The organism is Streptomyces longisporoflavus, from assembly GCF_014649775.1.
Classification (GTDB): Bacteria; Actinomycetota; Actinomycetes; order Streptomycetales; family Streptomycetaceae; genus Streptomyces; species Streptomyces longisporoflavus.
On the sequence record NZ_BMTR01000001.1, the window covers coordinates 733,479 to 753,371 of the forward strand.

Sequence of the window (19,893 nt, forward strand, 5' to 3'; positions counted from 1 at the left end):
GTGCGGGGATGAGTTTCCGGCTGGCGGCGTACGCCGTGTGCGTCGAGGAAGGGCGGGTTCTGCTCGCCCGCCACGTGTCACCTCTCGGTGAGTCGAACTGGACTCTGCCGGGCGGCAGGGTCGAGCACGGGGAGGACCCGTTCGAGGCGGTGATCCGGGAGGTCGCCGAGGAGACCGGCTGTTCCGCGGTGGTGCGATGTCTGCTGGGCGTGGATTCGAGGGTGATTCCCGCGGCCGAACGTGCCGTTCCCGGCGGGCCGGAGCACCAGAACGTCGGCATCTTCTACGAGGTCCGCATCACCGGCGGGGAGCTCCGACCCGAGCCGAACGGCGCGATCGCCGAGTCGCTCTGGACTCCGATGGCTGATGTCGCGGACCTGCGCCGTTCGTCGCTGGTCGACATCGGGCTGGCCCTGTACCGGAACCGTCCGGCGACCGGGCACGTCGATCCTGTCCCCGTCGGCGGACTGATCCAGCACTGAAGCACTGAAGCACTGAAGCGCGGAACGCAGAACGCGGAACGCCCCGCGGGTTCGCCGTCAGGTCGCCCCCGGTGGTTCCCAGACCGAGGAATCGTGGGCGAAGAGCACTCTGCGCGGGTCGAATGCGAGCAGCCGCTCCATCCAGGGCCGGTGTGCGGGAAGCGGTGCTTCGAGGCCGTCGCGGACGGCCCGGTGAGCCATCTGGTCCGCGGCGAAGTACGACGCGAAATCGTGTGCCTGCCCGGCCAGAACGACCGTGCCGTCATCCTGCTCGATCACCAGGGACTGGTGCCCCTCGGTGTGACCCGGGGTGGGAATGATCCGCACTCCGGGCCAGAGTTCGGTTTCGCCGGTGATCTCTTTGTAGTCGACGCCGGGAAAGTCGACGAGACCGTCGATGGTGTAGCCGCCTCTGCGGGCCGTGGCCAGTTCCGTCGCCTGTACGAGGACGGGCTTGCCGCTCAGCAGGGGATTGCCGCCGCAGTGATCGAAATGCAGATGGCAGTTGACCACCACGGAGATGTCGGCGAGGGCGATACCCGCGGCTGCGAGGGCGTCCTCCAGCGGCCTGCGCCGGGGACGGTAGTGGCTCTCGGTTCCGGGGTCGACCGCGCCGATGCCGGTGTCGAACAGGACGATTCCTTCCGGGCGCCGGACCAGGTAGCCGAACACGGGTTCCGCGCGGGGCCGCGGGGTGCCGGCTTCCGATGCAGGCCGGACGATGTAGCCCAGATCGAGCCGTCGGACTTCTGCCTTGTTCACCATCGGCTCATGCTGGCAGGCCCCGCGTCCCCGCTCCGCGGACTTCTGCCGACAGCAGATCCCCGCGAGCCATGAGACCGGCCGTATGCCCTTGGCGGATCCCCGGACAAACGCGCTGGTGGGGCAGGTCTAGGCTCACACACGCGGAGTGCTCACCGAGTGAGGGGACAGGCCGATGAAGGTAGTGCTGGCAGGAGGCACCGGGCAGGTCGGAGCCGTCCTGGAGCGTGCCATGACCGCCGCGGGACACGATGTCGTCGTCCTGACCCGCAACCCCGTGAGGGCGCGCCAAGTCGCCTGGGACGGACGGACACCGGGCCCCTGGACGGCCGAGATCGACGGCAGCGACGTGGTGGTCAACCTGGCGGGACGCAGCGTGAGCTGCCGCTACACCGAGGCCAATCTGCGGGACATGATGGACTCGCGGGTCCAGTCCGCCGAGGCTGTCGGAGCGGCGATTGCCGCCGCGGCGAAACCACCGGCGTTGTGGCTGCAGATGAGCACCGCCACGATCTACGCCCACCGCTACGACGCACCCCACGACGAGGCCACCGGTGTCATCGGCGGCAGCGAGACCGGGGTCCCGGACTACTGGGAGTACAGCGTGCGGATCGCCAGGAACTGGGAGCAGGCCCAGCAGGAGGCCGCCACCCCGCACACCCGCAAGGTGGCTCTGCGCGCGGCCATGGTGATGAGCCCCGACCGGGGCGGTGTCTTCGACGTGCTGCTGAAGATGGTCCGGCTCGGCCTCGGCGGGCCGGTGGCGGGCGGCGCCCAGTATCTCTCCTGGATCCACGACCGTGACTTCGTCCGCGCGGTGGACTTCCTGATCGCCCGTGACGACATCGAGGGCCCGGTCAACCTGGCCGCCCCCGGCCCGCTCCCGCACCGCGCGTTCATGCGGGAACTGCGGGCAGCGGCGGGCGTGAAGGTGGGGCTCCCGGCCACCAAGTGGATGGCGGAGATCGGCGCTTTCGCGCTTCGCACGGACACCGAGCTGCTACTCAAGAGCCGCCGCGTGGTGCCCGGCCGACTGCTCGACGCGGGCTTCGACTTCGAGCACCCGGCCTGGCCGGACGCGGCAGCCGATCTGGTGGGGCGCGCACGGCAGACTGCCGGGGCCCGGAATTGAGTTGTCCGTGTTCCGGCGAGCAGGCAAGGTCCGGATCATGATTGAACTGCGTACGTTGCAGGCCGACGACTGGCCGCTGTGGCGGGAGTTGCGGCTGGCGGCGCTTGCCGAAGCGCCCTCCGCATTCGGAGCGACCCTGGCACAGTGGCAGGGGCCCGGCGATCAGGAGGAACGCTGGCGTGCCCGGCTGTCGATTCCCGGCGGCCGCGATCTCGTCGCGCTGCTGAACGGCCGTCCGGTGGGCATGGTCAGCGGTGTTCCGGGGGCGGGAGACAGCGTCGAGCTGATCTCGATGTGGGTCGGTGCGGCGGCGCGGGGCCAGGGCGTGGGTGACTGCCTGATCCAGGCGGTGGAGCGCTGGGGTGCGGAGCGCGGCGCGGGGACACTGCGCTTGTCGGTGATGCCGGACAACCACAGGGCCACCGCGCTCTATGAGCGGCACGGCTTCGCGGACACCGGGGAGCTCGGTGATCTGCTGTCCGACGGTGTGCGCAGGGAGCGGGTCATGGCAAAGAGCCTGCCCGCCGCCTGAGACGTACGCAGAGACCCGCACGCACGCAGAGGCCCGTACGCGCGCAGTGACTCGTACGCAGTGACACGTACGCAGCGGCCCGCGCGCCGCTTTGGTGGCCGCGCGCAGGACGTTCCGCTCGCTGCGTACGTCGCACACCATGCGTCGCACATCACGAGGGAACGTCCTGCCGCCCGTGGGCCGGCGTTCAGCGGGCCGTTCAGCCGGCGGCGGCCTCCGCCTTAGGCGCCGCGGAGGAGTCCGCCGGGGCGGCCGCGGTGTAGAAGACCGAGGAACCCTGCTTGGTGCGTACGGCCCGGCCCTTGGCGACCAGGCCTTCCACCGTGGTGCGCACGACGGTGGTCTTCAGGGCGCGGTCGGGGCGGGCCTTTGCGAGCGCGGTGGTGATCTCGGCGGCGGAACGCGGTTCCTTCTGCTGGCCGAGGTGGTTGTCGATCAGTTCGACGAGCGTCGGGCCCGCCGCCGGCGCGGCCGGCTTCTTCGCGGCGGCCTTGGGCGTGCTCTTGGCCGCCTTGTCCTTGTCCTTGGCCGCGGGCTTGTCCTTGGCCTTGGCGGCGGCGGGCTTGGCGGCGGCGGGCTTCTTGGCCCGGGCGGCAGTGGAGTTGTTCTTTCCCGTACGCGGGGCGGGAACGGCCTTGCGGGGTGCCGCCTTCTTGGCGGTGGCATCGGCGGCGGGGGAGCCGAGGGCCTGCTGCATGCTCAGCAGAACCGCGTGGTCGGCCTCCAGTTCCTGCAACTGCTCCTGGAGCGTTGCCACCTCGTTCCCGATGCGCTCTTGTTCCTTGCGGTTGTTCTCGAGGTCCTCGGCTACGCGAACGGCGTACTGGGCCTGGACTCCGGCGGATTCCTGCTTGGCGTCTGACATGTCGGTGACCTTTTCGTGGGCGCACGCGGTCGTGCGGGTAGCGGGGTGTGCTCACCACTGAGCACTCCTGGTGTGGGCGCATGTTTGCACCCTTGAATGCTGACTGCCCAACCTGCAACAGCAGTAACTCATGTGTCGGTAGCGAAGGTTACGTGTTTGTGTTCGCCCGTGGGGGCATTGGGTGAAGTCCCGGGCATCCTGAGCACAAACGTTGCACCCAGGTCCGCACCAATTCCCGCTTTCTGTTCGCACACATGTCCGCTCTCATGTCCCCGTCGGTGTGCGGCACTTGAGGTCAGCGGAGGGCGGCTGCCATGCGCTCCACGGCCTCGGTGATGACCTCGGGCGAGGCGGCCAGATTGAGTCGTACGAAACCCTCCCCGCCGGTCCCGAAGGGCCTTCCGGAGTTCAGGGCGACGCGGCCGCGCCGCAGAAACACCTCGGCCGGGTCGTCGCCCGAACCCAGTTCCCGGCAGTCCAGCCAGGCCAGGAAGGTGCCCTGTGCGGGGGTGTAGCCGACGGCGGGCAGGTGCTGCGTCAGCAGGGCGGCCAGCAGCCGGCGGTTGTCGTCGAGCCCGCGCAGCAGTGCGTCCAGCCAGTCGCCTCCGTCGCGCAGGGCCGCCGTGTGGGCGATGATGCCGAGGTGGCTGGGTCCGTGGCTGACCTCTTCGGGGAGGCGGGCGAGGTCGTCGGCGGCCTCGGGGCCCGCGATGGCGAGGGCTGCCTTGAGGCCGGCCAGGTTCCAGGCCTTGGACGCCGACATCAAGGACAGCCCGTTCTCTCCTCCGGGCACGCTCAGGAAGGGCACGAACGTCGCGCCTGCCGCCACGATCGGGGCGTGGATCTCGTCCACCACGACGCGCACGCCGTGCTCGCGAGCCAGCCGCGCCACCCGCGTCAGTTCGGCGGCGGTGTGCACGGTCCCGGTGGGGTTGTGCGGGCTGCACAGCAGATACACCGGCCGGCTCGCCCCGCGGGCTGCGCGCCGGAACACATCATCGAGGACGGTGAAGTCGATGCGCATGTCGGGTCCCAGGGGCGCCTCGACGACGGGCCGGTCCAGGTTGCCGACGAACTGGTAGAAGGGCGGGTAGACGGGACAGTTGACGATGACGGGGTCGCCGGGCGCGGAGAGCAGTTTGAGCATCTCGACGATGCCGAGCATCACGTCGGGCACGATCGCGGTGCGCTCGACGGCGAGGTCGTCCCAGGCCCACCGCTTGTGGGCGAACTCGGCCAGTGCCTCGGCATAGGCCGTCCCGGCGGGATAGCCGGTGTCCCCCAGTGCCACGGCGCCGGTGAGGGCGTCGGCGATCGGCGGGGCCAGGGGGACGTCCATCTCGGCCACCCACAGCGGCAGCACGTCCGGCGGATAGGTCCGCCACTTCATGCTCGTACGGCGCCGCAGTTGTTCCAGCGAGAGTTGGCGCAGCGGGTTGGCGCCGTCCGGCGCGGTGAGGTCACGCGACACATTCTCCATACGTCAAAAGTAGGCAGGTCCACGAAGGTTCCTGCCTACTTTTGACGTATCCGGGGTCAGTCCGGCTGGTGCGGCGCGGTCAGCGCAGCGCCTTGGCGAACTCGGGGACGACCTTGTCCAGGGCGTAGGAGACGGACAGGACCGAGTCGGTGGCGAACGCGGAGCTGAGTGTCGACTTGGGGTCGAAGACGACGTCGTGCCCGGCCTTGACGGCGGGGATGTCCTTGTAGAGGGGGTCGTTCTCGATCTTCGACGCGGTCAGGCCGATCGGTGCCATGACCAGCAGGTCGGCGTCGAGCATGTCCAGGCTCTCGCGGGAGACCGTGACGGAGAAGGACTTGCCGGCCTTGGCGTCGACCTCGGGGTTGTTCTTGAAGCCGAGCCGCTCCAGGAAGTTGACGCGTCCACTGCCCTTCACGTAGGCGCCGTATCCCACGCTGGTGCGCGAGCCGGTCGTGGCGGTCTTGCCCTTGAACTCCGGGTGCCGCGCGGTGGCGGACTCGAACTTCTTCTCCGTCTCGGCGATCAGCTTCTGGCCCTTGTCGTGCAGACCGAGGGCGTCGGCGACCATCGTGGTCTGCGTCTCCCAGTTGGTCAGGTACTGATCGCCGCCCTTGGGCACGCCGACGGTGGTGGCGATCTTGCTGAGGGTGTCGTAACGCTTCTGGTCGCCGCTGGACTTGGTGTCCAGGATCAGGTCGGGGTTGAGGGAGGCGATCTTCTCGTACTCCGGCTCCAGCGTGCCGATCTTGGTCGGGCTCTTCTTGTACAGGCCCTTGGCCCACGGGCCGACCCCGTCGCCGCCGAAGGCGAGCCAGTCGCTTGCGCCCACGGGCTGCACGCCCAGGGCCAGCGCGGTCTCCGCGTCGCCCCAGCCGAGCGCCACCACGCGCTGCGGCTTCTTCTTCACGGAGATCTCGCCGAACTTGGTGGCGACCTTCGCCGGGAAGCCGGCCGAGGAGGCGGCCGAGTCGCCTCCCTCGTCGTCGGATGACGAGCACGCGGCCAGGGTGCCGGTGAGGGCGAGGGCCGCGAGGAGTGCGGTGACGGAGCGGCGCCGCGCGGGGCGGGGGGAGACGGCCGCACGCGAGGCCCGCGTGAACGGCGACTTGACTCTAAGGGGCATGTGCTTAGGTTACCCTAACCTAAGTGTCGATTGGAGCGTCGGGTTCCGGTTTTCTGGCCGCCTGCCCCCGGCCGCCGCGTACGATCAGCCCACCCGGTGACGGCCGATGGGAACGATGAGCGGCGTGCCCGACACCGGGTCGGCCACCAGCGAAGAGCGCATCCCGAACGCCTCGTTGACCAGTTCCTCGGTGACGACATCGCCCGGAGCACCCTCGGCGATGACATGGCCGTCGCGCATCGCGACCAGGTGATCGGCATAGCGGCAGGCCAGGTTCAGGTCGTGCAGGACCACCACGATGGTGGTGCCGTGTTCCTGGTTGAGGTCGACCAGCAGATCGAGGACGTCCAGCTGATGGCTCACGTCCAGATAGGTGGTCGGCTCGTCGAGCAGGAGGATGTCCGTGCGCTGGGCCAGCGCCATGGCGATCCACACCCGCTGCCGCTGGCCGCCCGAGAGCTCGTCGACCGGCCGCCCCGCCAGATCGAGGACATCGGTGGCGAGCAGCGCGTCGGCCACGGCCGCATCGTCCTCGGCGGTCCACCGCCGGAACCAGCCCTGGTGCGGATACCTCCCGCGGCCCACCAGGTCGCTCACCGTGATGCCGTCGGGCGCCACGGGCGTCTGCGGCAGGATGCCCAGGCGTGCGGCGACCTCGCGGGTCGGCATCGTATGAATGCTGCGCCCGTCCAGCAGGGCGGAGCCGGAGGTCGGGGTGAGCAAGCGCGCCATGGCACGCAACAGGGTCGACTTCCCGCACGCGTTGGGTCCGACGATCATGGTGATGCGGCCGGGCGGGATGTCCAGGCTCAGGCCGTGCACCACCTCGCGGCCGTCGTAGCCGAGGTGGATGTCCTGTGTGCCCAGGGTGGGTCCGACCGCGCCCATGCTCTTGTTCCCGTCCTTCAGTTCGTCTGCCACCGTCATCCGGCCCTTCCCGTGCGATTGGCGCGGGCCAGCAACCACAGCAGGTAGGGGGCCCCGATCAGGCTGGTGACCACGCCGACCGGGAACTGGCTGGACCACAGCAGGTGCTGGGCGGCGAAGTCGGCGGCGGTCACCAGGAGCGCGCCGGTCAGAGCCGCGGGCACCAGTGCGGCGCCCGCGCCCGGTACCAGCCGCCGGGCCACGGGTGCGGAGACGAACGCGACGAACGCGACCGGCCCCGCCGCCGCCGTGGCGACCCCGGCCAGGGCCACCGCACAGCCGAGCAGCGCGAGCCGGCCGCGGCCCACGCGGGTGCCGAGACCGGCCGCGGTGTCGTCGCCGAGCTGCAGCGGCCCCAGGTCGCGTGCGGCGGCAGCGGTCAGCGGCACAAGCAGCGCGAGCGCGCCGAGCAGCGGCCACACCTGCTCCAGGGTGCTGCCGTTGAGGCTGCCGGTGAGCCACACCAGGGCGTTCTGCGCCTCGGTCACCTCGGAGTTGGTCAGCAAGTACGAGGTGACGCTGGAGAGCCCCGCGCCGATGCCGATGCCCACCAGGACGAAGCGCTGGCCGGAGACGTTGCGGCGCCAGGCGAAGGCGTAGATGACCGCCGCGCTCAGGAGCGCGCCGCACAGCGCGGCGGCCGACAGGGCGATGCCGCTGACGGCGAAGCCCAGCGAGGCGAGCACGGCCGCGGCGCTCGCACCCTGGCTGATGCCGATCACGTCGGGGCTGGCGAGGGGATTGCGCAGCAGTGCCTGGAACAGCGCCCCGCTGAGACCGAAGGCGACGCCGACCAGCAGACCGAGGAGTACACGCGGCAGCCTCAGCTCCACCACCACGAAATGCGCGCCGGCATTCCCGCCGCCGGTCAGCGCGCCGATCACGTCGCCCAGTGGCACGGACATGTCGCCGTAGCTCAGCGCGGCGCAGAACACCGCCACGACCGCGGCCAGCAGAACCGCCTGCACCAGCACCCCGCGCGCCCGGCGGGCCCGCCGCACGCCGTGGATGCGGCGCACCGCCTCGGCCCGCGTCACGGTGCCGGCGGCGCCGCGCACGGCGGCCGGTTCACGCCTGCCGCCGATGTCACTCGTGCCAAGAGGCCCTGTTGCGCCCATACCCGCCTGATCCGCCTTCTCCATGCGCTCGCTCACGACTTCCGCCCCGCGCTCACAGCTCGGACAGCTTCCGGCGGCGCACGAGCAGCACGAACGGAATGGCACCGATCGCGGCGGTCACGATGCCCGCCTGCACCTCTCCGGGCGGGGCGATCACCCGTCCCACGATGTCCGCGGTCAGCAGCAGCGACGGCGCGATCAGCGCGCTGTACGGCAGGACCCACCGGTAGTCGGGACCGGTGAACAGCCGGGCGGCGTGCGGAACGACGAGCCCCAGGAAGGCGATCGGCCCGGCGACGACCGTCGCGGCGCCGCACAGCAGCACCACGGCCACCGCGCAGGCGGCGCGCGCCAGGCCGATGCGCTGGCCCAGGCCGCGCGCCAGGTCGTCGCCCAGGGACAGGGCGTTCAGCCGCGGACCCAGCATCAGCGCGAGGACGATTCCGGCCGCGATGAACGGCAGGGCCTGCCACAGCACCGCAGCCTCGCGCCCGGTGAGCGAACCGACCTGCCAGAAGCGGTACTGGTCGTAGGACTTGGAGTCGGTGAGCAGCATCGACGTGGTCAGGGACAGCAGCGCCGCGCCGGTCGCCGCTCCGGCGAGCGCCAGTTTGACCGGGGTGGCCCCCTCGCGGCCCATGGAGCCGATGCCGAACACGACGAGCGAGGCGACCAGGGCGCCCAGGAAGCCGAACCAGATGTAGTGGCCGGGGTCCGACATGCCCAGGATGCTGATCGCGAAGACGACGGCGGCGGAGGCCCCGGAGTTGACGCCAAGGACGCCCGGATCGGCGAGGGGGTTGCGGGCCACGCCCTGCATGACCGTGCCGGCCAGGCCGAGTGCGACCCCGGCAAGAAGGCCGGCCGCCGTCCGCGGCAGCCGCACCTCCTGCAAGATCAGCTGCCCCTTGTCGGAGAGGTCCGGGTCGAGGATGCCGGGCAGCAGATCGTCGGCACCGACATCACCGGCGCCGACCAACAGGCTCGCCCACATCAGGAGCACAAGGACCGCGACCAGCAGCACGAGACCGGCGCCGAGGGCAGCGGCTCCGCGCCCGCCGCCGCGGGGTGTCGCGGAGACGGCCTTGTCCGCGGCGGCATGGCTGCCGGGGGAGCCGGCAGTAGAGGCTGTCGTCATGGCCGTCGCCCTCGGGGCACACGTGCAGTGCGGCTGCTCCCAGCCATGAATCAACCGCTCCCTGTTCAGGCAGGGGCGCACTCACCTGCCGTTTTCCGCTCCAGTAAGGTGAGCCTAACATTACATAATCGCCAGTCTGTTCGTCTGCTTGCCGATCTGTGAGGACCCTCGTGCCCGACGCCGCGATACCCGCAACCGCCCCGTCCCTCGGCGGCAGCGCCACGGCCCCGCATACCTGGCAGGAGCTCGGCTCGGAAGACGAGCTGTCCGAACTGCTCGGCGAGCCCCACCCGATCGTCATCGACAAGGTCCACGCCGAACTGACCGAGCAGGACCTGGCCATCCTGGCCCGCTCCCCGTTCTGCGCCGTCTCCACCTCGGACGCCGAGGGCAACTGCGACACCTCACCGCGCGGCGGAGCGCCGGGTTTCATCCACGTGCTCGACGCCCGCACCGTCGCGCTTCCCGACCGCCCCGGCAACCGGCGCGGCGACAGCTTCCGCAACGTCCTCAGGAACCCGCACGTGGGACTGCTGCACCTGGTGCCGGGCAGCGGCGAGATCCTGCGCATCAACGGCCGGGCGCGCATCCTGACGGACGCGCCGTTCTTCGACCTGATGACCGTCAAGGACCAGCGCCCGCGCCTCGCGCTCGTCGTCGACATCGACGAGATCTACCTCCACTGCTCCCAGTCCCTGCGCCGCTCGGGCCTCTGGCAGCCGGCCACCTGGCCGCAGGAGGCGCCCCGCTCCTGAGCGGAGGCACGCGCACGCGCTCCGGGCCGCCGTTCGACGGCCCGGAGCGCGGCAGACGAGGTCAGCTATCGCGGCCGGTTCAGTCCACCGGCTCGATCCAGACATTGCGGAAGCGGACCTTGTTGCCGTGGTCCTGCAACCGGATGGCGCCGGCCGCCGCGGATTCGGGATCGCCCGCTCCGGTCGGGCCGTCGACGGCCACGTTGTCGTGGACCTTCTTGCCGTTCCACACCACGGTGATCCTGGCGTCCGCGGTCTTCTTGCCGTCCGCGTCGAAGCGGGCGGCGCGGAAGACGATGTCGTACTTCTGCCAGGTCTCCGGCGCGGTCGAGGCGTTCACGTCCGCGGCCTTCTTGGTGTAGATCGCTCCCGCCTCGTTGTCGGCCAGCTTTTCCACGCCGAAGGAGTCCAGGATCTGCACTTCGTAGCGCTCCTGGAGATAGATCCCGCTGTTGCCGCGATCCTGGCCGGTGACATCGTCCGGCAGCTTGGGCACGCGGAACTCCGCGTGCAGCTTGAAGTCGCCGAAGGCCTGCTTGGTGCGGATGTCCCCGCAGCACACCTCGATCGACTTGTCGGCCGTGTGCGGCCACTCGACGCTGCGGCCGTCGGGGTGCTGCCAGGCGGTGGAGGCGCTGCCCCCGGAGAACAGGTCGATGCGGGCGGCCGGGCGGCGCACCTCGATCATGTCGAGGTTGACGTGACCGGTGTCGCCGGCCCGGTAGGAGTAGGTGATGGTGTTGCGGCCCTTGCGCAGGTCTAGTTTCTCGGTCTTGGTCGACCAGCGCTTCCATGTCTCCGTCGAGGGGAGGCTGGTCTTGCGCGCTTCCCCGCCGTTCACGCTGACGCCGAGGGTCTTGGTCCCGGCGGACGGGTTGGGCCCGTTGGAATAGCGCAGGCCCACCGCGTAGGTGCCCTTGGCCGGAGCCCGGACGTCGAAGGTCGCCGTGGCGCCCGGTTCGCTGAAGCCGTCCACGAAGCCGGCGCCGGTGAAGCCGGCGTGCTCGGTGTCGGTGTCGGCGCCGCCGGACAGCCGCGCCGACTCGGCGTCGTACGTCGTGACCGGCTCGTCGTGGCCCGGGCGCGCGTTGAGGGTGTACCAGGCCTCGGTGGACCACAGCTGCTCGTCGTCGGCCGAGGAGAACGGGCGCGGCGAGCGTACGTGCACCACCCGGTCGGCCTTGAGGCCGGGGACGGTCAGCTGGACGGTGCGGCGGTCCTTGGAGATACGGGCGCCGCTGACCGGCAGGGCCTCCTCGTCGATCTTGGGGCCGCCGTAGGCCGGGGTGGGGGCGTAACGCCACTGTTCGACGGAGTAGGCGCCGCTGGTCAGCTTCTCGATGGTCTTGTCCGACAGCGGCTTGGTGTAGGTCAGCTTGAAGCCGTCGGAGGTGGCGCGCATGGTCTTGATGTCGAAGGCGGTCTTGCCGTTCGGCGTGAGTTTTTGCAGGCCGAAGCGGAGCTTGCCTTCCTGGCCCCAGTTGCCGTCCGCGCCAAGACCGCCGGTGTAGATCGCTCCGTCGGGTCCGGTGGAGATGCGGCTGACGCCGGCCTCCAGGCCCTGGGTATGGCGGAACACCGCGCCCTGGTATTCGCCGTTGACCTTCTCCAGGTCGGCGCGCTGGAGCCCGCCGTAGGTGACGTCACCGAACATCAGCTGCCCGGCGAAGGTGCCCTTCTTCACGGTCATGGGGGTGCTGGGGGAGTTGGCTATCTCGTTCTGCGGCAGCCACAGCACCGGCTTGGTGACGCTGTTGTCGTCGAAGGGGCCTTCGGGGTTCGTGTAGTGGTTGAAGAACCGGTCCTGCTTGACGTGCACCAGTTTCGACGCGGGCAGCCAGCCGCCCTGGTTGTCGGTGACGAACAGTTCGTTGTCCGGTCCGCGGCCGATGCCGTTGGGGGTGCGCAGGCCGCCGGCCAGGTAACTGACCTTCCCGCTCGCCTTGTTCACCTTGATCGTGGTGCCGCGGTTGGCGGCGGGTTGCGGATTCGTGGTCGCGCCGCCGTAGTTGATGGCGACGGACAGGTTCAGATAGAAGTCGCCCTTCTCGTAGAGCAGCCCGAACGCGAACTCGTGGAAGTTCCCGCCGTACGGCCACTCGGCGATCTTCTTGGTCTCGCCCGCGTCGTTGGTGCCCTTGAGGTCGGCGAACTCGGTCAGCTGGTGCTTCTCCGAGACGTACAGCTTCCCGTCCACGTACTTGATGCCCATCGGCTCCTTGAGCCCGTCGGCGATCTTCTCGTACGTGACCTTGTCAGGGCCGGTGTCGCCGGTGACGTTGTCCAGGACGTACACCGCGCCCTTGGTCTCCTCGCTGCCGCCCCACGTGGTCACCGCGAGCTTGCCGTCGGGCAGCCAGTCCATCGCGGACACCTGCGGTTCGAACCCCTTGGGCCGCAGGTCGGTCAGGTCGTAGCCGGGGTTGACCGAGGTCAGCGGGAGGCCGTCGCCGGGGGTGTCGTGGGTGCCCTCGCACTCCTTGCGGCCCGGAGCGGTGACCCGTACGACATCGGCGTCCGTGCTGAGCACGGAGTTGGGCACGAGGGTGAAGGCGTCGGCGCCCGGCGGCTTCCACTGCAGGGTGACCTGCTGGTCGTTGCCGCGGTCGAAGTGGTCGATGCGCAGCGGGTGGTAGCCCGGGTCGAGCGTGATCTCGCCGTCCTTGGGTTCGGCGCCGTGCAGGCCGTCGTGGTCGATGACCTGCTTGTCGCCGATGCGGAGACGGGAGCCGTCGTCGCTGATCAGCCGGAAGGTGTACGCGCCGTTCGAGGGGACGTTGATGTTGCCGATGATCTGCGAGACGAAGTTGTCGCTGAACCCGAAGCCGTCGGTGGAGGTCCAGTCGATGGTGGGGATGAGCTTGTCGACGTTGGGGGTCTGGGCGGGCTTGAGGTCGCAGAGTTTGCTCAGCGGGGTCTGGACGTCGAACACCCGCAGGGTGACGCCGGGTTCCTGCGGCGGCAGGTCGGCGAACGGCTTGTCGGCGGCGCCTGCGGCCGGCGCCGTGAGCCCGGCGGCGAGCAGAAGTCCGAGGAGGATTCCGGTGGTTCTGCGGGCTCTGCGCGGTCTCAGGCGCGTGCGGCGGCGGAGGTGTGGTGGGGGCGTGGGGTGCTCGTGTGGCGTCACTCTGTCTCCTGCTGGGCGCTGCGAGGCGGCCCGGGCCGCCTCGGCCCGTGTCCGCGGAGTGGAGTTCGTGCACATACCGGTGGTGCGGGCCGCGGCTTTTGGCCGCGCGTTGCGCAGACTTCCGTACGAGAGCGACGCCTAGCGTACGAAGCCGGCCTCACGCCGTCCATACTTTGTCCTCAACGAGGAAAAACTGTCGCGGAGTTGGCCCGGCGGCAGCCGTGCGGCCTTACGGCCCCGGCGAGGGTTGATATCCGCACATCGTGGAACTCGCGGGAGAAAGCGACGTGCGACAGACAGACGTGCGACAGGCATGCGAAGGACGCACGACAGACGCACGTACGAGCCGAGAACGAAGGAGGCTGGAACAGTCATGGTGGGACGCACCGGAACGAGAGAGCGGGGTCAGGCGCGCGGCAGCCGATGGGCCACGACGTCGGGCCGGACCACGGCATGCACCATCCGGACCTGTATTCCCGCGCGCAGCCGTCCGGGCGAGTACGGGCCCGGCGAGGGCGAGACGGGCTCCGAGGGGAACGTGGTGCGCGGCGAGGACTGACCCCGCCCGGCGCACGCCGCTTCGCCTGCTCGGCGGTGACCGTGTGTCACCGCTGAACAGGCGACGTCCGCACGACCCGCCTACGTTGAAATCCCGGGGCCCGTAGCAGGCCGAAGCCGGCACTCGGGGCCCGCCGGATCGCCGTACGAAGGAGTGGGCATGGCTGACAAGGGCGGCATGGACAAGATGAAGGGCAAGGCCAAGGAGATGGGCGGCAAGGCCATGGGCGACCGTGGCAAGCAAGCCGAAGGCAAGGCGGAGCAGGCCAAGGGTGAGGCCAAGAAGGCCATGGGCGAGGCCAAGAAGGGCATGGGCGACGCGCGCGACCGCGCCGGACAGTCCCGCGAGTCCCTGAAGCGCCGTTCCGGCTGACCGCTCGCCGCGGAGGCCCGCCCCGTCAGGTGCCGACGTGAGGTACGGACGCCGGGTGCGGATCTGTCACGTACACGGACCGGCCCGCCCTTCTTGCGTGGGGGCGGCGCGCTGCTGGGTCGTGTGGCGTGTTCCGCCCGGCGCCCCGCCGCCGAGTCCCACCCTGGGAAGGGGCGGCAACTCGACCTGCTCGCCGCACGCCGCATCTCGACCTGCTTGCTGCACGCGACCCGGGGTCAGCTTCTGGCCAGGCTCCTGCGGGCCTCGGCGCGCTTGATCTTGCGCCGCCGCCGCGACCGCTCGTCCTCGCCCATTCCGCCCCACACGCCGGCGGCCTGTCCGGTCTCAAGGGCCCAGTTCCGGCACTGTTCGATGACCGGGCAGCTATGGCACACCCGCTTCGCGGCCATCAGGTCCTCCTCCGCGGGGCCCGACGTGCCGACCGGAAAGAACAGCTCGGGATCTTCATCAGCACAGGCGGCTCGCCGCCACCACAACTCCATGACGCCTCCTTGCCTCGGTGGATCTTGTCCGCGCCGCGAGAGTGTCCCGCGGCGCCGTTCCTCTGCCGCGACCACGCCGTTTCTGCCGTGTCCACGACGGACTTCAGCGCGGGTTCCCGGGGGTCGCCCCGTGAAACAGGAGGCCTCAGGGACCGCAAGCGCCGCACGCCCCGCAGGCACGCAAACGGAGGAGTAGATCCCGGTCGGGAGGAGTCAATTCGTCCCGGCCGGGCACCCGGCGCCCGACGGCACAAGCGAAAGCAGTACGAGCAAGAGACGAGGGAGCAACGGCCATGGCATCGGAAGGACCCAAGGACCCGGGCCGGCAGGGGCACACCCCCGACACCGCGCTCGGCGAGACGTTCAAGGAGATCGAGAACGCCGAGACCGACGTGCTGGACGAGCCCGAGGACGACGACTCCGACGGGGAAGCGGGCGACGCCCTCACCCCGAACGAGGGCGCGCAGGAGTCCATCCACGACGACGAATGATCCCGGCCGCCGACCGTACGTACGCCGTGGCCCTCGCGGAGGCGGGCGCGGCGGAGCAGCACCCGAGCAGGAGGCACCCACATGCGAGCACTGACCTGGCAAGGCAAGCGTGACGTCCGCGTAGAGACCGTTCCCGACCCGGTGATCAAAGCGCCGACCGATGTCATCGTGCGCGTGACGTCCACCGGCGTCTGCGGCTCCGACCTGCATCTGTACGAAGTGCTCGGGCCCTACCTCGATCCCGGCGACATCCTGGGGCACGAGCCGATGGGAATCGTCGAGGAGGTCGGCTCCGAGGTCACCGCGCTGTCGGCCGGTGACCGGGTGGTCGTGCCGTTCAACGTGTCCTGCGGAAACTGCTACATGTGCGACCGGGGTCTGCACTCGCAGTGTGAGACCACCCAGGTCAAGGAGCGCGGTACGGGCGCCTCGCTGTTCGGCTACACCAAGCTCTACGGCCAGGTCCCCGGCGGCCAGGCCGAACTGCTGCGTGTCCCCTTCGGCAACACGCTGCCCATCAAGGTGCCCGACGGCCCGCCCGACGACCGGTTCGTCTTCCTCTCCGACGTGCTGCCCACGGCCTGGCAGGCGGTGGAGTACGCCGACATCCCGCCCGGCGGCACAGTGACCGTCCTGGGCCTCGGCCCGATCGGTGCCATGTCCGCCCGCATCGCCCGCCACCGCGGCGCGAGCCTCGTGGTGGGAGTGGACCTCGTACCGGAACGTCTCAGCCGCGCCCACGCCGACGGCGTCAAGGCCTTCGACCTGCGCCGTTACGGCAAGGACATCGGCGACGCGATCCGTGACCTGACCGACGGGCGCGGCACCGACGCGGTCATCGACGCGGTGGGCATGGAGGCGCACGGCGCGCCGCTGGCCAAGGCCGCCCAGTGGGGCGTGGGGCTGCTGCCCGACGCCGTGGCCGAGAAGGTGATGGGGCGTTTCGGCGTCGACCGCCTCGACGCCCTCTACGCGGCCATCGACATCGTCCGGCGCGGGGGCACGATCTCCATCTCCGGCGTGTACGGCGGCGCGGTCGACCCGATGCCGCTCCTGACCATGTTCGACAAGCAGATCCAACTGCGCATGGGACAGGCCAACGTCCGGCGCTGGGTGGACGACATCCTGCCGCTCCTGACCGACGAGGACCCGCTGGGCGTCGACGCCTTCGCCACCCATCACATGCCGCTGGAAGACGGGCCCAAGGCCTACCAGATGTTCCAGGACAAGGAAGACGGCATGATCAAGACGCTGCTCAGGCCCTGAGCCCGCCGACCGAATCGCGTGGCGCCGCCGCAGGCAGGGCGTCGCGGTATGCGAGGAAGGAGCGCCAGACGCTCATGGCACAGACCACAGACAAGTCCCTGGCCGGGCAGAGCGCGCTCGTCACCGGAGGATCGAGGGGCCTCGGCCTGCTCCTGGCCGACCGACTCGCCGCCCGCGGCTGCACGGTGACCATCGCGGCCAGGGACGCCGATGAACTCGCCTCGGCCCAGAAGAAGCTGCTGCACCGACACCCCGGCACCGCCGTCCACACCTGCGTCTGCGACGTACGCGACCAGGAGGCGGTGCATGCCATGTTCCGGACCGCCCACGACACCTGCGGCGGCCCCGACATCGTCATCGCCAACGCCGGCATCATCCAGGTCGCACCGGTGGAGGCCATCGGCGCGAGGGAGTTCAGGGATGCGATGGAGACCATGTACATGGGTGCCGTGCACACCTGCCTCGAGGCACTTCCGTACCTCAAGGACAGCGAGCCGGGAGGCCGCCTCGGCGTGATCTCCTCGGTGGGCGGCCTCATGGGCGTGCCTCATCTGCTGCCCTACGCCGGAGCCAAGGCGGCGGCGGGCGTCCTGGCGGAGGGGCTGCACGCCGAAGCCGCCGCGAGCGGAGTCAGCGTCACCGCGGTCTATCCCGGCCTGATGCGCACTGGGTCGCATCTGCAGGCCGAGTTCGGCGGCGCGCGCGGCAAGGAGTTCGGCTGGTTCTCCGCGGCGGCGGGCGCGCCCCTGATCTCGATGAACGCCCAGCGCGCCGCGGAACGCATCGTCAAGGCCGTGGCCGGGCGCCGTGCCCGGCTGGTCCTGACACCGCTGGCGCGGGCGGCCGATCTGGCGCACGGCGTGGCGCCCGCGGTGACGACACGCCTGAACGGCGTGGTGGCGCGCTTGCTCCCGCAGGCGCCCGCAGGACGCCCGAGCCGGCGCCGCGGCGCCGAAGTCGATCCGCCCGAGGGAGCGGTGAGCGGCCGCTTCCAGTCGTGGGGCAGCGCCCTGAACGAGCAGGCCGCCGACGCCTATAACCAGCGGGATTCCTGACCCCGGTCTTCTATCTCCAACCCGTGTTGTTCCTAGAATGACCGGGTGAAGGACATCGACGCGATCGCGGTGCTGCAAGATCCGGTGCGCCGCCGCCTGTACGAGTACGTGGCGGCCCATGGCCGCGAAGTCGGCCGCAACGAAGCCGCCGAGGCGTCCGGGGTGGCGCGCAATCTCGCCGCACACCATCTGGACAAGCTGACGGAAGCCGGGCTGCTCGAGAGCGGCAGCCGCCGCCTGACGGGTCGCTCGGGGCCGGGGGCGGGCCGCCCCGCCAAGGTGTACACCCGGGCGCAGGTCGAGCGGTCGGTGTCCCTGCCAGCCCGCGACTACCGCACCGCCGCCGAACTCCTCGCCGAGGCCGCCGAACAGGCCGGTCTCGACGCCGGGCTCTGTGCGGCAGCGCGCCGCAGGGGCGAGGCGCTGCGCGGGGCGACGGCGCCCTGCGGCAGCCTCGAAGAGGCCATGGAGGTGCTGGCCGGGCGCGGTTATGAACCGCATCTGGAGGGCGCCGGTGACGGCGGGGCTCCGCGGGCCGAGGACGCCGGGGTCGCGCGCGCCGAAGACCATGCAGCAGGCGCAGGCGCGGACGTACAGGCCGACGCAGAGCAGACGGCCGGAGCGGCGGCCCCCGTGGTCCGCATGCGCAACTGCCCCTTCCACGCCGTGGCCGAGCGTTTCCCGCCGCTGGTGTGCGGCATGAACCTGGCGCTGCTGGAGGGGCTGCTCGGAGCGGACGGTCCGGTCCGTGCCCGCATGGACGCCCGGCCGGGGGAGTGCTGCGTGGTGCTCGAGACTTCTAAAAACAATGACCATTGACATAGAAAACCGGCCCGTGCTGGGATGAGGCCATGACCGCATCCGCGCATGGCGCCCACCTGGCCGAGCTCAACATCGCCACGCTCCTCCACCCCCTCGACGACCCGCGCATCGCCCCGTTCGTCGAACTGCTCGACCCGGTCAACGCCTCCGCCGACGGCGCACCCGGCTTCGTGTGGCGGCTCGTGGAGGAGGGAGCGGACGACGCCACCGCCCTGCGCCCGGCGGGCGAGGACGTCATCGTCAACCTGTCGGTATGGGAGACACAGGAGGCCCTGTGGGACTTCACCTACCGCAGCGGGCACCTGGAAGTCATGCGCCGGCGCCGCGAGTGGTTCGAGCGGCACGTCAAGGCGCACATGGTGCTCTGGTGGGTCCCCGCCGGCCACCTCCCGACGGTCGGCGAGGCCCTGGAGCGGCTCGCCGACCTGCAGAGCCACGGGCCGTCCCCGCGCGCCTTCACTTTCACCTCCTCCTACACCGCAGCTGAGGCCGAGGCCGCCGGGCACCTGGAGGCCGCGCAGTTGACGTGATACGACGTCGGCTGCCGTGACGGCACGTAATTCGAGCGACATCGGGCGACGGCTTTGGAACCCTGCGATGCGGGCCCGCCTCGCGGGCCCGTAATGGCGCGTGAGCAATTCGGTACTGACAACGGAGTGGCGATCAATGGCTTTCATGCTCGAGGGGCCGGTTCTGGAGGGCACGCGCGTGCGCCTGGAACCACTGGCTCACCACCATGCGCAGGGCCTGGCCGCCGCGGCCGAGGAGGACCGCAGCTCCTACGGATTCACCTGGGTGCCCACGGCGGCCGAGGTCGAGGGGTACATCGAGACCCAACTCGGGCGCGCCGCAGCCGGGTTGCTGGCTCCGTACGCGCAGGTGGACCGCATGTCAGGGCGGGTGGTCGGCGCGACCTCCTACTGTGACCCGCGACTGTGGCCGACCGGAGACGCCCTCTGTGCGATCGAAGTCGGCTATACCTGGCTTGCCGCGTCGGCCCAGGGCACAGGGACGAACACCGAAGCCAAGTACTTGCTGTTCAGGCACGCGTTCGAGAACTGGGGTGTGGCGCGCCTCGACCTGAAGACGGACGCGCGCAACAGCCGTTGCCGGGCCGCGATCGAAGGTGTGGGGGCCCGCTTCGAAGGCGTCCTGCGGAACTGGTCCCGCTCGCGGGCAGCGGGCGAGGACGGTCTGCTCCGCGACTCCGCGATCTTCTCGATCACCGCGGCGGAATGGCCGGACTGCCGGGCCGCACTCGAACAGCGGATGGCCCAGGGCCTCCCACGCGCGTGACCGCGTGCCGATCGGGCGGAGTGAGCCCGTACCCCCGGCTCGCAACCTTCAATAGCCTCTGTCGTTGAAGTGACGGATAGTCCCG

Annotated in this window: 20 protein-coding genes; 11 read left to right on the forward strand and 9 right to left on the reverse strand. The window is 70.3% G+C overall.

Annotation, left to right across the window (positions count from 1 at the left end):
• The first annotated feature begins 8 nt into the window (after nt 1–8).
• Entirely contained in the window at nt 9–482 is a 474-nt protein-coding gene (locus tag IE226_RS03385) for an NUDIX hydrolase (RefSeq protein ID WP_190079398.1), read from the forward strand.
• Nucleotides 483–539: 57 nt separating this feature from the next.
• Here the strand turns inward: IE226_RS03385 and IE226_RS03390 are convergent, their stop codons facing one another.
• Nucleotides 540–1,247, reverse strand: a complete 708-nt coding sequence (locus tag IE226_RS03390) for an MBL fold metallo-hydrolase (RefSeq protein WP_190079399.1) — start codon at nt 1,245–1,247, stop codon at nt 540–542.
• A gap of 172 nt (nt 1,248–1,419) precedes the next feature.
• Here IE226_RS03390 and IE226_RS03395 point away from each other — a divergent pair, with 172 nt between their 5' ends.
• Nucleotides 1,420–2,376: a TIGR01777 family oxidoreductase gene (locus IE226_RS03395; RefSeq protein WP_190079400.1), complete on the forward strand. Its 957-nt coding sequence runs from the start codon at nt 1,420–1,422 to the stop codon at nt 2,374–2,376.
• Between the two features lie 37 nt (nt 2,377–2,413).
• The gene (locus tag IE226_RS03400; RefSeq protein ID WP_190079401.1) at nt 2,414–2,908 is read left to right on the forward strand and encodes a GNAT family N-acetyltransferase; all 495 of its coding nucleotides are present in this window, start codon (nt 2,414–2,416) and stop codon (nt 2,906–2,908) included.
• Nucleotides 2,909–3,107: 199 nt separating this feature from the next.
• Here IE226_RS03400 and IE226_RS03405 read toward each other — a convergent pair whose 3' ends face one another.
• From IE226_RS03405 to IE226_RS03430, 6 genes are all read right to left on the reverse strand, one after another.
• Nucleotides 3,108–3,773, reverse strand: a complete 666-nt coding sequence (locus tag IE226_RS03405) for a hypothetical protein (protein ID WP_190079402.1) — start codon at nt 3,771–3,773, stop codon at nt 3,108–3,110.
• 295 nt (nt 3,774–4,068) lie between these two features.
• Nucleotides 4,069–5,253 (reverse strand): MalY/PatB family protein, encoded by a 1,185-nt coding sequence (locus tag IE226_RS03410; RefSeq protein WP_190079403.1) that lies wholly within the window; start codon nt 5,251–5,253, stop codon nt 4,069–4,071.
• A gap of 79 nt (nt 5,254–5,332) precedes the next feature.
• Entirely contained in the window at nt 5,333–6,379 is a 1,047-nt protein-coding gene (locus IE226_RS03415) for an iron-siderophore ABC transporter substrate-binding protein (RefSeq protein WP_190079404.1), read from the reverse strand.
• Between the two features lie 84 nt (nt 6,380–6,463).
• Nucleotides 6,464–7,267 (reverse strand): ABC transporter ATP-binding protein, encoded by an 804-nt coding sequence (locus IE226_RS03420; RefSeq protein WP_229870440.1) that lies wholly within the window; start codon nt 7,265–7,267, stop codon nt 6,464–6,466.
• Nucleotides 7,268–7,302: 35 nt separating this feature from the next.
• Entirely contained in the window at nt 7,303–8,460 is a 1,158-nt protein-coding gene (locus IE226_RS03425) for a FecCD family ABC transporter permease (RefSeq protein ID WP_229870374.1), read from the reverse strand.
• A 16-nt stretch (nt 8,461–8,476) separates the two neighbouring features.
• A complete protein-coding gene (locus IE226_RS03430) occupies nt 8,477–9,562 on the reverse strand; it encodes a FecCD family ABC transporter permease (protein WP_190079406.1) in 1,086 nt (361 codons plus the stop codon).
• 185 nt (nt 9,563–9,747) lie between these two features.
• Here IE226_RS03430 and IE226_RS03435 point away from each other — a divergent pair, with 185 nt between their 5' ends.
• A complete protein-coding gene (locus IE226_RS03435; protein WP_190079578.1) occupies nt 9,748–10,317 on the forward strand; it encodes an MSMEG_1061 family FMN-dependent PPOX-type flavoprotein in 570 nt (189 codons plus the stop codon).
• Nucleotides 10,318–10,396: 79 nt separating this feature from the next.
• Here IE226_RS03435 and IE226_RS03440 read toward each other — a convergent pair whose 3' ends face one another.
• Complete coding sequence (locus tag IE226_RS03440) at nt 10,397–13,444, reverse strand: 3-keto-alpha-glucoside-1,2-lyase-like domain-containing protein (RefSeq protein WP_373306856.1); 3,048 nt, start codon at nt 13,442–13,444, stop codon at nt 10,397–10,399.
• 718 nt (nt 13,445–14,162) lie between these two features.
• Here IE226_RS03440 and IE226_RS03445 point away from each other — a divergent pair.
• Nucleotides 14,163–14,375 carry a CsbD family protein gene (locus IE226_RS03445; RefSeq protein ID WP_190079408.1) on the forward strand — a complete coding sequence of 71 codons (213 nt, stop codon included), beginning with the start codon at nt 14,163–14,165 and terminating at the stop codon, nt 14,373–14,375.
• 236 nt (nt 14,376–14,611) lie between these two features.
• Here the strand turns inward: IE226_RS03445 and IE226_RS03450 are convergent, their stop codons facing one another.
• Nucleotides 14,612–14,878: a WhiB family transcriptional regulator gene (locus tag IE226_RS03450; RefSeq protein ID WP_190079409.1), complete on the reverse strand. Its 267-nt coding sequence runs from the start codon at nt 14,876–14,878 to the stop codon at nt 14,612–14,614.
• Between the two features lie 293 nt (nt 14,879–15,171).
• On the opposite strand from IE226_RS03450, the gene IE226_RS03455 reads away from it, so the two are divergent.
• The 6 genes from IE226_RS03455 to IE226_RS03480 all read left to right on the forward strand — a co-directional run bounded on the left by IE226_RS03455 (nt 15,172) and on the right by IE226_RS03480 (nt 19,808).
• Nucleotides 15,172–15,369: a hypothetical protein gene (locus IE226_RS03455; protein WP_190079410.1), complete on the forward strand. Its 198-nt coding sequence runs from the start codon at nt 15,172–15,174 to the stop codon at nt 15,367–15,369.
• An 81-nt stretch (nt 15,370–15,450) separates the two neighbouring features.
• Nucleotides 15,451–16,635 carry a zinc-dependent alcohol dehydrogenase gene (locus IE226_RS03460; RefSeq protein ID WP_190079411.1) on the forward strand — a complete coding sequence of 395 codons (1,185 nt, stop codon included), beginning with the start codon at nt 15,451–15,453 and terminating at the stop codon, nt 16,633–16,635.
• Nucleotides 16,636–16,709: 74 nt separating this feature from the next.
• Nucleotides 16,710–17,690, forward strand: coding sequence for an SDR family NAD(P)-dependent oxidoreductase (locus IE226_RS03465; protein WP_190079412.1), 981 nt, complete (start codon nt 16,710–16,712; stop codon nt 17,688–17,690).
• A gap of 45 nt (nt 17,691–17,735) precedes the next feature.
• Nucleotides 17,736–18,509, forward strand: a complete 774-nt coding sequence (locus IE226_RS03470) for a helix-turn-helix transcriptional regulator (RefSeq protein ID WP_190079413.1) — start codon at nt 17,736–17,738, stop codon at nt 18,507–18,509.
• A gap of 32 nt (nt 18,510–18,541) precedes the next feature.
• Nucleotides 18,542–19,042, forward strand: a complete 501-nt coding sequence (locus IE226_RS03475; RefSeq protein WP_190079414.1) for a DUF3291 domain-containing protein — start codon at nt 18,542–18,544, stop codon at nt 19,040–19,042.
• A 136-nt stretch (nt 19,043–19,178) separates the two neighbouring features.
• Nucleotides 19,179–19,808, forward strand: coding sequence for a GNAT family N-acetyltransferase (locus tag IE226_RS03480; RefSeq protein ID WP_190079415.1), 630 nt, complete (start codon nt 19,179–19,181; stop codon nt 19,806–19,808).
• Nucleotides 19,809–19,893 lie beyond the last annotated feature (85 nt).